Source organism: Sporosarcina sp. NCCP-2331 (genome assembly GCF_023707945.1).
Classification (GTDB): domain Bacteria; phylum Bacillota; class Bacilli; order Bacillales_A; family Planococcaceae; genus Sporosarcina; species Sporosarcina cascadiensis.
This window is the reverse complement of sequence record NZ_BRCD01000006.1, coordinates 18887-32445: the sequence shown is the minus strand read 5'-3', so window position 1 is coordinate 32445 and position 13559 is coordinate 18887. Positions and strand designations below refer to the sequence as shown.

Below are 13559 nucleotides of genomic sequence, written 5' to 3'. Positions count from 1 at the left end.
AGATGAGTATAAATGCCAGACTTTTTGCAACTTACTTAAATAGCAATGATTTTTGCAGTGAAAACCTTAATGGATATTATTCATAATGAAAATAGCTATCCTATCCGATATCCATGCCAATTTACCTGCTTTAGAAGCAGTACTAAATCATGCTCAAGATTTAGAAATTGATTATTATTGTATTTTAGGAGATTTAGTTGGATACTATCTTAATCCCAAAGAAGTTGTTGAGAGAATTATGTCTTTGCCTAATTCAACAACTATACAAGGTAATCATGAACGATTACTTATAAACGCGGTTAATAAAGAAGTTTCCTTAAAGGAATTGAATGATAAATTTGGAGAGGGACATTCATTGGCAATAAAATGTTTATCTCAGGAACAACTCAAATGGTTATCTGAATTGCCAGTAGAAAAGGATCTTTTATTTGATAACCTCTTAATTAAACTTTGCCATGGTGCACCAAGTCAGCCTGACTATTATTTATATCCTACAGTTAATAAAAGTAAGTTAGAAGAGTTTTTATCTGAAGAATATGACTACATTTTTACAGGACACAGTCACTATCCATTTATTACTGCTCGTAATAATACCTTGTTAATAAATGTAGGCTCTGTCGGTATGAGTAAAGATGTGGGTGGCATTGCATCTTGGGGAATGATTGATACTTCTAATAAAGTATATGTTCCTTATCGCACTCCTTTTAATGTAGATAAAGTAAAACTCTTAATAACTGAAACTAAAAACACAAATGGAAAGTATTTAATAAATATACTAAACCGTAGAAGATATGATAGGGAAGGAGATCTAATTAATGGAGCCGATTAACATTTTAGTAACAGGAGCAGCTGGTGATATAGGCAGGGGAATGTCAAAAATCTTAAAAGAAATTTCTTGGGTTAATCAAATCTATGGTATGGACATAAATGAACAATTTCCTGCAAACTATTTTTTTAATGGATTCATTAAAGGTCCAAAAATTACAGAAAAAAGTTATCTTTCTTTCTTAGAAGGTACGATAGAAGAGTTCAACATTAATATGGTTATCCCGGCATCCGAAATAGAAATTAGGTACTTTATGGATAATAAAATTAATAGGATCAATAATATTCCAATTTTGATGGCTAGTTCTGATGTGATGGAAATTGGCTTTGATAAATTAGAAACAGCGAAGTTCTTAAAAGATAATGATATGCCATTTCCTGAAACAACAAAAGTAAAAAACAATTCCAATGTTAAACTTCCATGCATTATCAAGAGTAGAGATGGATCAGGTAGTAAAACGGTAGAACTAGTTACGGAGAATAATTATGAATATTACAAAGAAAACTTTGAAGAATGGATATTTCAGGAGCTAATCTTGCCTGAGGAAGAGGAATATACTTGTGGACTTTTCAAAAGTAAATTGGGAAGTATTCAAAAAATAATTTTCAAACGAGTACTTCATGGAGATAGAACAGGCTATGCTGAAGTCGTAAGAGATACCAAAATAGAAAATTTGCTAGATGACTTTTGCAGTAAATTAAGCTTCCAAGGCAGTATTAACATTCAATTAAGAATGTCTAATAAAGAAATTCCTGTCATCTTTGAAATAAATCCAAGGTTTTCAAGTACATTAGTTTTCAGGCATTTACTGGGTTTTAAGGATTTAGAATGGTCGATAAAAGATAAAATAAATTGTCTGGAAGATATAGAGTTTGATATCGATAAAATAGCAAATAAAAAAATTTTTCGCTCTGATTGTGAGATAATATATTATTAATGGATGTGTTAGGTCAATGAAAGTTGTAATTGCCTTTGATAAATCATTTTATAGAGATACCTTTTTGAAATTGAAAGAAATATATCTGGATTTTGAGTTCTATTATTTTGAAAATAATTCAATGCTCAATTTGCCACTACTTGAGAGTATAAATCCTAAATTCATTTTTTTTCCACATTGGTCAACTATTATACCTAAAGAAATATATGAAAACTTTAATTGTATTATTTTTCACATGACAGATCTTCCCTATGGTCGTGGGGGAAGTCCTTTACAAAACTTGATAGCAAGGGGCATTTATGAAACTAAAATATCGGCTATTAAGTGTGTGGAGACATTGGATGCAGGACCGATATATACAAAAGTACCTTTTTCATTACACGGTAATGCCGAGGAAATATATTTGCGTGCAGCTGAAAAAATACAAGGGATGATAGAATATATTTTAAACAATGAGCCTGAACCTATTGAGCAGTCTGGACAAATTATTGAATTTAAAAGGCGTAATCCTTTAGAGAGTGATCTATCAGGATTATCAAGCTTACATGCTGTGTTTGATTATATTCGAATGCTAGATGCTGATGGCTATCCTAAAGCATTTATTGAGGTGGGAGACTTCAGATATGAATTTACACGTGCATCAAGAAAAGCAAATGAAGTTATAGCGGATGTAAAAATTAAACTGAAGAGGACAGAAGAGATATGAAAACAATTTTAGTGATTGCTGCTCATCCTGATGATGAAGTGCTCGGTTGTGGCGGGACAATGGCCAAGCATTCATTAGAAGGAGATCGTGTTTATACTGCAATACTTGCTGAAGGCTTAACAAGCAGAAATAAGAAAAGAGACAGGGAACACTATAGTAATGAGTTTAGTATTTTACATAAGGCTGCTCAGAAGGCGAATGATATTCTGGGAGTCTTGAAATTAGAATTATTGGATTTCCCGGATAACCGGATGGACTCGGTAGACCGATTGGATATTATAAAAGTTATTGAAGAGTTAATTAACAAAGTTAAGCCTGATATTATTTATACACATCATATTGGGGACGTAAATATTGATCACCGCAGAATTCATGAGGCTGTAATGACAGCAGTAAGACCTATTCCAGGTAATCATTGTGTTGAAGAGTTACTATTTTTCGAAACTGCCTCAAGCACAGAGTGGATAACTGCCGGAACAGCACCTGCTTTTACCCCTAACTGGTATGTAAATATTGAAAAGACTTTATCATTGAAGCTAAAAGCACTTGAAGCATATGAAACTGAGATGAGAAATTGGCCACACGCTCGATCAATAATTGCTCTGGATCATCTGGCTAAATGGAGAGGGGCAAATATTGGGGTTGAAGCGGCTGAAGCATTCATGCTTGGCAGGAAAATAACTAGGTAATTGAGGTGTTAATCGAATGCAGGAAATACAGATAGGAAGTATAATGATTGGGCGAGAATCTGAACCATTTATAATAGCTGAAATGTCAGGAAATCACAATCATTCTTTAGAACGCGCACTCCAAATAGTTGAAGCAGCAGCAAAATCGGGTGCTGATGCGCTGAAAATCCAAACATACACTGCTGACACCATGACGCTAAATATTGAAAATCCTGACTTTCAAATTGATGATGAAAAAAGTCTTTGGAATGGTAATAATCTTTATCAGTTGTATCAACAGGCTTATACTCCATGGGAATGGCATAAACCAATATTTGATCGTGCTCGTGAACTGGGAATGATAGCTTTCAGTACGCCTTTTGATGAGACAGCTGTCGATTTTTTGGAAGAACTCAATGTTCCTCTTTATAAAGTAGCTTCATTTGAAAACAATGATATACCTCTGATCAAAAAAATTGCGGCAACAGGGAAGCCGATGATTATTTCTACCGGCATGGCAACTGTAGCTGAATTGGATGAAGCTGTACGGGCAGCTAAAGAAGCAGGCTGCAAAGATTTAATTTTACTTAAATGTACAAGTACTTATCCAGCGACTGCTGAAAATACAAATATATTGACGATACCACATATGCGAGAATTGTTTAATGTTCAAGTAGGTTTATCTGATCACACTATGGGCACTGGAGTAGCGGTTGCCAGCGTGGCACTTGGCGCTACTGTCATAGAGAAGCATTTCACGTTGTCCAGAGCAGACGGCGGTGTGGATTCGGCATTCTCGATGGAGCCTGATGAAATGGCAATGCTGGTTGATGAAACGGAACGTGCTTGGCAGGCGATGGGACAAGTCACGTATGGAGCGACAGAAGCGGAAACAGAATCATTGAAGTTTAGGCGCTCTATCTATGTTTCAAAAGATATTAAAGCTGGAGAACAGCTTGATAAGGAGAACATCAGAGTGATACGTCCGGGATATGGCCTATCCCCTAAGCATTATAACAAGTTAATTGGGTTGAAAGTTCCACGAGACATAGCTGCAGGCACACCAGTGAGTTGGGAGTTGTTAAATTGATATGAAGAGACTTGAAGACTTTTTATCATATGGAAAGCAATCTATTGATGAAGAAGACATTGAAGCGGTCGTAAGCACTTTACGATCGCCTTTTTTAACACAAGGTCCTAAGGTTGAGGAGTTTGAGAAGAAGTTAGCTGACTATGTAGGTGCAAAATATGCCGTTGCTTTTTCTAATGGAACAGCGGCCTTACATGGGGCTTGTTATGCAGCAGGAATACGCGAAGGCGATGAAGTGATTACCACACCTATTACATTTGCAGCCACATCTAATGCTGTCCTTTATTGTGGCGGCACACCTGTCTTTGCAGATATAGATGTAGCTACATACAATATTGATCCGGAAGAAATCAAGAAAAAGATTACGACAAAAACAAAGGCAATTATACCGGTTGATTTCACAGGTCAGCCTGTAGATCTTGATGCAATCATGTCGATTGCGAAAGAACATAATCTCCTTGTTATAGAGGATGGGGCTCATTCACTGGGAGCTTACTATAAAGGACGGAAAGTCGGTTCCCAAGCAGATATGACTATGTTCAGTTTCCATCCCGTTAAACCTATCACAACAGGAGAGGGTGGGATAATTACAACTGATTCCAAACAATATTACGAGAAACTAAAGCTATTCCGCAGCCATGGTATCCAGAAGACTCCTTATTCACTGGAACAAGGTGACTGGTACTATGAAATGACAGATCTTGGTTTTAACTATCGAATGAATGATATACAAGCTTCTTTAGGAATATCGCAATTGAATAAGCTAGACGACTTTGTAGAACGGCGCAAAGAAATTGCAGCGTTATACAATGAGAAACTGGCTGATATACCTGGCATTATCTTGCCGAAACAGCTTGAGGAAACTGAATCAGGATGGCATTTGTATATGATCCAGCTGGACGGGCGTTTGGTGAAAAAGTCTAGACGGGAAGTTTTTGAAGAGATGCGTGCGCTAAATATTGGCGTGCATGTGCACTATATTCCGGTTTATTGGCACCCTTATTATCGGGAGTTGGGGTATGAGAGAGGTATTTGTCCGGTTACGGAGAGATGGTATGAGCGGGCGTTGACGTTGCCTATTTTTCCTGGAATGAACGAAAAAGACGTCAATGACGTTGTTGGAGCATTGAAGAGTGTGTTAGGATTATCAGATTAATATTTTGTCACACGTATCTTGATTAACTAACTATATAAGTAGTATTAAATTTTTTACATCATAAGGAAGTTATGTTCTATCTACTTAGTTGATTGGATTGCAAGCTGACTGAGGGGATCAGTCCGACAGGAGACAACAACTTAGGAGAGCGAAGCGACCAAATTGACTCACCGCGAACCCTCTAGAAAGCGTCCGCTTGGAACGGAAATCAACGGTACAAAGTACTTAAAAATGACTCTGTCATATATTAAATCGTCTGGTGGTTGAAAACATGGCTTTATTGTCTCATAAAACAGATGCCCAAGAAATAGAGTTAATTATAACCGGAAACGCAATGAAAAACTTTCATAAAGTTTTGAGAAAAAACTTAAAAATTGAAAGTATGTCCTATAGCTTTGAAACTGAACTGGTATCAAGAGATAGGCAAGGTTATGTTGAAGAACGGCAATGTGCTTGTACGGTTCCAGACTTTACTCTTCAAAAGGTAAGTAAGGTAATCTTCTATACAGAAAATATTGCAAACTATATAAATAATTCTTTCACGAAAATATACAATAGGAAGGTTTTTGATAAAATCATTCCGGTTGTAATAGCGTATTTGCTGGCACATGAAACAGTTCATGTTTTTCAGGTGCAAGTGGGGAGACTAACAAGAGATATACATGAAGGTGAAAAAAAGCTCTCTTATAAAGAGAGACCAACTGAAATTGAGGCAGACAACAGGGCTTTAGAAATTATGAAAAACTGTGATATATTTACATTGAAAATTTGTAATTTAGTAAAGGAAAGAAAATGCGCAGATAGCAAAGACGTTGATGAGCTAATGAAGTCTTTTAAAGAAGAATGATAAAGCAATATATCAAAAAAGTACTAAAGGCTCAAAAAATTCACTGATTAAAATCATATGTCTACTTCAAAAAAATAAGTCACCAACTGGCTAACGGATAATCCGGTCTGCTGCCGGATTAAAGCCAATACACTACGATGGGATTCAGTGATTGCAATTTGATAAGCAGCAGTCTTCTTTTCTGGACAAAACAAGATGCCCAGTTTATCCGTTTTTTCATTAATCTCCGCTAACAGTTTGGAAGTTTTAATAAAAGCAGGCAAGTATACTGTAGTCCTCTTGGCAATCGGCCGAAGAGGCAATTCAACTGCCACTTTCCTGCCCATTGCGGCGTGCAGCCAGGGAGAAACGAGTTTTAAGAAGTAGATAATCTGAAATTGGTCATATAAAATCAGACGGTTCTGTCCGTCGGTTGTGAATTGCAGTCTGAATTTATGAAAAAGCAGGGCAATCAGCTGCCGGTTTTCCTCTCCAGAGAAACTCTCTGTTGATAAGATGATTTTTGTCATTTTTCCGTTGGTGATTTTTAGATGCCCGTCATCCTGTTATCACCAGGACAGAGCTTCATTGTTTAAGAATTCATTCAGAAAATCGGATGGGACCACTTTTTTGCTGGAAGGATACCAGATGCGAGAGAGTTCAGTAATCTGTTCATGGGTCCTTGACTGTACGGTATAACACTCCGAAAACCCATTCGCTAGACGCGGATCGATGACCTTCTTATAGGCAGGCGGCGACAGAGGCAGAAAATCTTTCAGCTGCTCATAGCCATTCTCCGACCAGCCAAGATCCTCAAATTCAAGTACCAGGTCCCCAAACAATTAAAAATACCTATCTTCTTCAAAACAAAAAGTCGCCAACTGGCTAACAGATCATCCGGTTTTTTGCCGGTTCGTAGCTAAAATTTCACAAAGGGCTTAAGAGAGATCACCATTTGATAAGCGGCAGTATCGACAGCGGCTGAAGAAATTTGCTTAAACTCTAAAATGGATAATTGGCAAATTGTTTTCTACCCATACGAAGCAAATTAGTTTGCTTTCCAACATTTCATTAATTTCTGCTGTTGGTTTAGAAATCTTAATAGAAGCAGGAAAATTGCTAGTTGTTCGTTTTGCGATTAGCCGCAACGGCAATTCAACTGCGGCTTTTCTATGCATAGCATCCTGCAGATAGGGAGAAACTAGTTTTAAATAGTAGAAGATCTGGAATGTTTATGACTGTTAATGACAAGCTTTTAATCGAAGGTACCAGGTCCCCAAACAATCTTTTGAGAACATTTATTTGTAAAAAAATTCAAAATCCCGCCGATATAATCAGTAAGAATCTACCTTTATAAAAAAGCGAGGAACAAGCCCATGAGAATCAACCACAACCTACAGTCACTGCGGGCTTTAAACAACCAAACAAAAATACTCAAGAAAAATGATACCTATTCAGCCAAAATCAGTTCCGGAATGGCTATCAATAAAGCCGCGGATGATGCAGCCGGTCTTTCGATCAGCGAAGGAATGCGGGCACAAATCCGTGGACTTGTGCAGGCTGATCGGAATATTCAGGACGCGGAGTCGCTGCTGCAGACCGCAGAAGGAGTGCTCGGCGGTACAAGTGAACTTTTGCAGCGGATGCGTGAACTGACAATCCAGGCACAGAATGATACATTGACGCAGGACGACCGGATGATGATCCAGAGTGAATTTCGACAGCTGCAGCTGGCTGTGGACGGGTCACCGGAAGAGGCGACTTGGAGCGGGATGTCGGTTGTCGACATGCATGAGCCGGTATTCAGCCAGATTGAAGGGAATCGCCACTTTCCAGGCGGGGTCCGGATTATTGAAGGATATAATGATGATTTGGAAATTACGATAGACGGTGTATTGAAAACATTGAAGATTGCAGAAGGGACATATGAACCGGTCGAAGTGCTGGTGGATTATTTGGATGATGTGATGATGGAACTTGATCCGAATATTATCATCCATTTGACGGAAGATCGGACGCTTTCGATTCAGGCGGAGAACCATGCCTCCATTGATCAGATTTCAGGCGGTGCTTCTTCGCTGTTCTATGAATATGAACTGGGCCGGCCTCCAGGTATGATTGTCGGTGTGACGAAGTATCAAGGCGGGGAAGTGAAAAGTATTCCGGGGGTCAGTGATGAGTTGACACTGTATGTAGGAAGTGACCGCCAGTATACGATTACATTTCCTCCGGGAACGTACTCCAGGCAGGAAGCCATAGATGAAATCAACCGGCAGCTCGTTGCCAAAGGCGAAAATGATGCGAAAGCAGAGGCATACGGCGAAGAGAGGATAGCTCTTGTCTCGAATAAATACGTCATCACCGGATTAGGCGGCAATATGATCGAAATCGATAACATTACCTCCATTCTGTACGATAACCGGAAAAAAGGTTCAATTACAAAAACACAGGCTGCTGTCAGCGGGTATAAGGATTTGACTGCCGGAGTGCAAATCGAAAAAGGTGTTAACGACCGTCTTACATTCTATAGTTCAAGTACCAGGTCCCCAAACAATTAAGAATTATAGAGTGATGGGAAGATGATGATGTTGAGAATTAACCATAATTTATCGGCGCTTAATACATATCGAAATCAGCAAATGAATACCTCGAAAATTTCCAAGTCGAATGAAAAACTGTCATCGGGACTACGAATCGGCAAAGCGGCTGATGATTCGGCCGGCCTGGCGATATCAGAGAAAATGCGGGGGCAAATCAGAGGTTTGGAGAAGGCAAAGCAGAATATTACAGATGGTCTGTCGTTAGTTCAGACTGCGGATTCTGCATTAGGAAATATTAATGATCCTTTACTGGTCCGGCTGCGTGAGCTTGCTGTTCAGGCAGCAAACGATACATTAACCGCCCAAGACAGAGAAAAAATTCAAATGGAAGTGGAAGAGCTTCTCAGCGGGATCGATCAGATTGCCAATCATACGGAGTTTAATACAATTCCCTTGCTGAACAGGACTAATGAGTTATCCGGTGCTGAAGAGGTCTCCATCATTAACGGTTCTGAAAAACAGCTTACTTCAACAACAGACTATAAGCGAAGGTACCAGGTCCCCACACAATTCAAACACAATTCACTAATCAAAATCACAAGTTTCTTGAAAACAATAAGTCACCAACTGACTAACAGATAATCCGGTCTGCTGCCGGATCATAGCTAAAACTTCGCGATGAACTTCAGAGATAACAATTTGATAAGCAGCAGTCTCAACAGCAACTCCTGAGACTTGCTGAAATATATTAAAAATAGTTAGTTGGCAAACGGTCTTCTTTTCAGCACAAAGTAAGGTGTTCAGCTTATCCAACTTTTCATTAATCTCCGCTGTTGGTTTAGAAATCTTGATGGAAGCAGGCAAATACACGGTTGTTCTCTTGGCAATCGGCCGCAGAGGCATTTCAACTGCTGCTTTTCTGTCCATTGCGTCATGCATCCAGGGGGAAGTGAGCTGCAGAAAGTAGATAATTTGAAGTTGGTCATATAAAATCAAGCGGTTTTGGCCATCGGTTGTGAATTGCAGTCTGAATTTATGAAAAAGCAGGGCAATCAGCTGCCGGTTTTCTTCTGCAGAAAAACTATCCGTTGATAAGATGATTTTTGTCATTTTCCCGTTGGTTACTTTTAAATGCCCATCGTCTTGATACCACCAGGACAGTGCTTCTTCGTTTAAGAATTCATTCAGAAAATCGAATGGGACTACTTTTTTGCCGGAAGGATACCAGGTGTGATAGAGATCGGTAATCCAGTCATGGGTCCTTGACTGTACTGTATAACACTCCGAAAAACCTCTCGACAGACGCGGATCGATGACTTTCTTATACGCAGGCGGCGACAGTGGCAGAAAGTCATTCAGCTGCTCATAGCAATACGCCGACCAGCCAAAATCCTCAGCCCGGTGAATAAACTGAAACCTCGGTTTTCGATTCGCCTGTTTGGTGATACAGCCATCCCCCAGAAGCTTCCCACACATACGGGAATAATATGCTTTGTTTTCTTCCACAGTTACTCGCTCCCTTTGACAGAACGTCTATTCCTATTATCTTATCATATCTGGATGATTCCCTCTATACTATCCGGCAGTCAGTCTGGTAGATAATTGGTTTTATTTGCCGATATAAAAGATAAGATAAACAGCAGAGGAGGCGGCAGCCATGCATGAAGAACAGCGTAAAAATGAATTGGAAAACTTGAAACAGCAGCTAGAGCACGTAAAGCAGCAGGATCGTATACTTGCCGAGATTGAGATGAGGCTGCATAAGATGAAGAGGATTGCGGAGTACGCGGCGGGACACAGGCTGTCACGTGAAGAGAGCGTTGTGCTGAACAGACAGGTGGAGGAGCATCAGGCGGCGATTTGGTCATTGGAGGGGTATTTGGATTGATTCCGGTTACTAAAAAGTTTTAAGCCCCTCGCCATAGTATTCAAGCACTTGAATATAAGCAGATAATCAATTAGGTGACTGCATGTCTAAAGATCCCCAACTTAGCTGAATTGTCTGAAATAAGAATTAGGGGGTGAATCGTTCACCTGTAAAGCGATTGTTTACATGCAGGTTAGGACCTGCCGAGTCAATAGCGATGGTTTTAGTTCCCCACACTTCAAATACGCTTCACTGCCCAAAACCATTATTTGATTATTGCATACGAATTGAGCCACCTCTGCGGAGTTTTGAGCCACGCAGTGCGGACGATAGAGCCAGTGAATGCGGATATGAGAGTCACCCTGCTAATTAAATGACCTTCTGTATAATGAAAATTGCATGCGTACAGGCATGACAATTTGATTATACAGGAGGTTTTTTTATGGTTAATTGTCGTAAAATCCTCGAACTGTATTTCGACGGAATCAGTCAGCGCACGATTAGTTCAAGCACTGGTCATTCTCGAAATACGGTTTCCGATGTCGTTCGCCGGGCTAAGCAACACGGCTTGGAAAGTTTGAACGACACGACGACCAACCGATGGTTGGAGGAGCTTCTATTTCCCGAAAAGCAGGCAAGTGAAAAGGGGTACTTCCCTGTCGAGTGGGAGAAAGTGCATAAAGAGCTACAAAAAAAGAATGTCACACTGGCTTTATTACATCATGAATATGCGGTGGAGGCGCGTGAAGGTGGAAAAATCCCTTACGCTTATCGGACGTTCTGCGAACAGTATGGAAAATACGCGAAGAAATACAAATTGACTATGCCTATTCGAAGAAAGCCAGGCGAAATCATGGAAGTGGATTGGGCGGGTTCTACCCTGCATGTAACCGATCGCTATACAGGAGAACAAATTCCCGCCTATGTCTTTATTGCGACCTTGCCTTACAGCCAATTCAGCTATGTTGAGGCATTTTTGGACATGAAGTCACCTAATTGGTTGTCTGCCCACATACGAGCGTATGAATATTTTGGTGGGGTTCCTGAGACTCTGGTGCCTGACAATCTGAAAACAGGCGTAATTAAAGCTCATCGAGTAGAGCCTCTTCTCAATGAAGCCTATCGAGAAATGGCAGATTACTATCGGACAATTATTGTGCCCAGTCGTGTTCGGAAACCAAAAGATAAAGCCAGTGTAGAAGGAACTGTTGGATTCATCTCACGCCAAATTATTGCCTCTTTACGAAACTGTCAATGTTTTCATTTAGACGATTTGAATCAACGAATCCACAAAAAATTGGAAGAAATCAACGAAATCGATTTCCAAAAACGTCCGGGGTCACGGAAAAAGGTATTTGAGGAAGAGGAGAAATCTCACCTTCAGCCACTTGCTCCAACCCGTTACAAACTCGCGGAATGGAAAACAGCGAAAGTTCAACTGAACTACCACATCCAAGTTGACCGCATGTATTATTCCGTTCCGTATGAATATGTCCGTGAACAGGTCGATGTGCGACTATCCGCGGCTCTACTTGAAGTGTACTTTAAGGAAGTGCGAATTGCATCTCACAAAAGGCTACGTGAGGAAGTGGGCCAGTTCTCGACGAACCCAGATCATATGCCCGATCATCATCGATCCTATCTAGAGCACACTCCAGAGAATAATCAAAAATGGGCAGAGTCCGTCGGACCTTCTATGGGTCGGTTGGTTGCCCATATCTTAAAGCAAAACCCAGAAAAGAAAGCACTTACGATTCTAAGTTCGTTACGAAATTTATCAACCAAGCATACAAATGATGTGCTGGAGACTGCAACCCAAACATTATTGGAAGTCTCTACTAATCCGACCATACCTGTGTTAAAAGGGATTTTAGACAGGAGAAATACGAAAAATTCAAAAAGCAACGAAGCAGTCATTCGCCATGAAAATCACGGCTTTACCCGTGGTGCTAAATACTTTGGAGGGGAAAGAATATGATGAACCAAGAAACGCTACGTAAATTAACCGAAATGAAAATGGTGGCTATGGCAGAACTATACCACCAACAAAGCGAGAACAAAGACTATCAAGCAATGGATTTTGATGATCGTTTCAACCTCCTAGTTGACTATGAATACGATCGTCGAAAATCCAACCGATTAGAACGATTGATTAAACAAGCTACCTTTGAAAATCCAACAGCAGCCGTTGAAGATATTGAATATCATCCAGATCGCAAGCTGGACAAAAACCTCATCTTAGAGTTGGCTACTGGGAACTATCTACAGAACCACCACAACATTATTTTAATGGGTGCATCAGGGAACGGAAAAACATGGATAGCCAATGCATTTGGCATTCACGCCTGTCGTCAGTTTTATAAAGTGAAGTATATTCGCTTACCAGAATTACTGGATGAATTAGCTGTAGCGAAATATGAAGCCGATGGCAGCTTCCGCAAACTTATTCAAAAATATAAGAAGTTCGATCTCTTGATTCTAGATGAATGGTTACTGACAGAGCTTTCAGAAGAGCATGCCCTTCATGTTTTAGAAATCATTGAATCAAGATTAAAGCGCACATCCACAATATTCTGTTCCCAGTTCTCACCCGAAGGGTGGCACTCAAAGTTAGGACAGGCACAGATAGCAGACGCAATTCTCGACCGCATCGTGCATGATTCCTATAAAGTCCTAGTTGATGGAGAAGTTTCTATGAGAGAACGTCATGGTTTAGGGGGGAGGGTATGATTCCAGAGGAAGTAGAAAATCGTATCGCTATTTATTTTCTGTATAGTTATTTGCCTACTGAAATTATGGAGAAAGTGGAAGGTGGTTTACTAACTCGTTGCCTGGAGGTCGAAGATGATGAACAACTAGATATGGATGAATTGGTTTTATGGGCTATCCACGTGATAGACGATGAACTAGATCCTTCATAATTATGATAACAACCGTAAACAG

General features: G+C 39.9%; 16 protein-coding genes. 13 read left to right on the top strand and 3 right to left on the bottom strand.

What is annotated here, in order from left to right:
• The first annotated feature begins 85 nt into the window (after nt 1–85).
• From NCCP2331_RS04950 to NCCP2331_RS04920, 7 genes are all read left to right on the top strand, one after another.
• Nucleotides 86–829 (top strand): metallophosphoesterase family protein, encoded by a 744-nt coding sequence (locus tag NCCP2331_RS04950; protein ID WP_251668983.1) that lies wholly within the window; start codon nt 86–88, stop codon nt 827–829.
• Nucleotides 816–1763: an ATP-grasp domain-containing protein gene (locus NCCP2331_RS04945; RefSeq protein ID WP_251668981.1), complete on the top strand. Its 948-nt coding sequence runs from the start codon at nt 816–818 to the stop codon at nt 1761–1763. The genes NCCP2331_RS04950 and NCCP2331_RS04945 overlap by 14 nt, the downstream gene beginning before the upstream one ends.
• 16 nt (nt 1764–1779) lie before the next feature.
• Entirely contained in the window at nt 1780–2469 is a 690-nt protein-coding gene (locus tag NCCP2331_RS04940) for a formyl transferase (RefSeq protein WP_251668980.1), read from the top strand.
• Nucleotides 2466–3158, top strand: coding sequence for a PIG-L deacetylase family protein (locus tag NCCP2331_RS04935; protein WP_251668978.1), 693 nt, complete (start codon nt 2466–2468; stop codon nt 3156–3158). The genes NCCP2331_RS04940 and NCCP2331_RS04935 overlap by 4 nt, the downstream gene beginning before the upstream one ends.
• Nucleotides 3159–3174: 16 nt before the next feature.
• Nucleotides 3175–4227 carry a pseudaminic acid synthase gene (gene pseI, locus NCCP2331_RS04930; RefSeq protein WP_251668976.1) on the top strand — a complete coding sequence of 351 codons (1053 nt, stop codon included), beginning with the start codon at nt 3175–3177 and terminating at the stop codon, nt 4225–4227.
• A gap of 1 nt (nt 4228) precedes the next feature.
• Entirely contained in the window at nt 4229–5383 is a 1155-nt protein-coding gene (pseC, locus tag NCCP2331_RS04925) for a UDP-4-amino-4,6-dideoxy-N-acetyl-beta-L-altrosamine transaminase (protein WP_251668974.1), read from the top strand.
• A 271-nt stretch (nt 5384–5654) separates the two neighbouring features.
• Nucleotides 5655–6230: a hypothetical protein gene (locus NCCP2331_RS04920; RefSeq protein WP_251668973.1), complete on the top strand. Its 576-nt coding sequence runs from the start codon at nt 5655–5657 to the stop codon at nt 6228–6230.
• A gap of 53 nt (nt 6231–6283) precedes the next feature.
• Here the strand turns inward: NCCP2331_RS04920 and NCCP2331_RS04915 are convergent, their stop codons facing one another.
• On the bottom strand, nt 6284–6739 hold the full coding sequence (locus NCCP2331_RS04915; RefSeq protein ID WP_251668972.1) for a hypothetical protein: 456 nt from the start codon (nt 6737–6739) through the stop codon (nt 6284–6286).
• 39 nt (nt 6740–6778) lie between these two features.
• On the bottom strand, nt 6779–7051 hold the full coding sequence (locus tag NCCP2331_RS04910) for a hypothetical protein (protein WP_251668971.1): 273 nt from the start codon (nt 7049–7051) through the stop codon (nt 6779–6781).
• A gap of 534 nt (nt 7052–7585) precedes the next feature.
• Here NCCP2331_RS04910 and NCCP2331_RS04905 point away from each other — a divergent pair.
• Nucleotides 7586–8767: a flagellin gene (locus tag NCCP2331_RS04905; protein ID WP_251668970.1), complete on the top strand. Its 1182-nt coding sequence runs from the start codon at nt 7586–7588 to the stop codon at nt 8765–8767.
• A gap of 21 nt (nt 8768–8788) precedes the next feature.
• Complete coding sequence (locus tag NCCP2331_RS04900) at nt 8789–9391, top strand: flagellin (RefSeq protein WP_309296359.1); 603 nt, start codon at nt 8789–8791, stop codon at nt 9389–9391.
• On the opposite strand, the gene NCCP2331_RS04895 is transcribed toward NCCP2331_RS04900, so the two are convergent.
• Nucleotides 9335–10255, bottom strand: coding sequence for an endonuclease (locus tag NCCP2331_RS04895; RefSeq protein WP_251668969.1), 921 nt, complete (start codon nt 10253–10255; stop codon nt 9335–9337). The two genes, NCCP2331_RS04900 and NCCP2331_RS04895, sit on opposite strands and share 57 nt — an antisense overlap.
• A gap of 151 nt (nt 10256–10406) precedes the next feature.
• On the opposite strand from NCCP2331_RS04895, the gene NCCP2331_RS04890 reads away from it, so the two are divergent.
• The 4 genes from NCCP2331_RS04890 (at nt 10407) to NCCP2331_RS04875 (ending at nt 13537) form a co-directional block, all read left to right on the top strand.
• On the top strand, nt 10407–10637 hold the full coding sequence (locus tag NCCP2331_RS04890) for a hypothetical protein (protein WP_251668968.1): 231 nt from the start codon (nt 10407–10409) through the stop codon (nt 10635–10637).
• Nucleotides 10638–11058: 421 nt separating this feature from the next.
• Nucleotides 11059–12594, top strand: a complete 1536-nt coding sequence (gene istA / locus NCCP2331_RS04885; RefSeq protein WP_251668967.1) for an IS21 family transposase — start codon at nt 11059–11061, stop codon at nt 12592–12594.
• Nucleotides 12591–13346, top strand: a complete 756-nt coding sequence (istB, locus tag NCCP2331_RS04880) for an IS21-like element helper ATPase IstB (protein WP_251668966.1) — start codon at nt 12591–12593, stop codon at nt 13344–13346. The genes istA and istB overlap by 4 nt, the downstream gene beginning before the upstream one ends.
• Nucleotides 13343–13537, top strand: coding sequence for a hypothetical protein (locus NCCP2331_RS04875; RefSeq protein ID WP_251668964.1), 195 nt, complete (start codon nt 13343–13345; stop codon nt 13535–13537). Before istB ends, NCCP2331_RS04875 begins: the two co-directional genes overlap by 4 nt.
• Nucleotides 13538–13559: the final 22 nt, after the last annotated feature.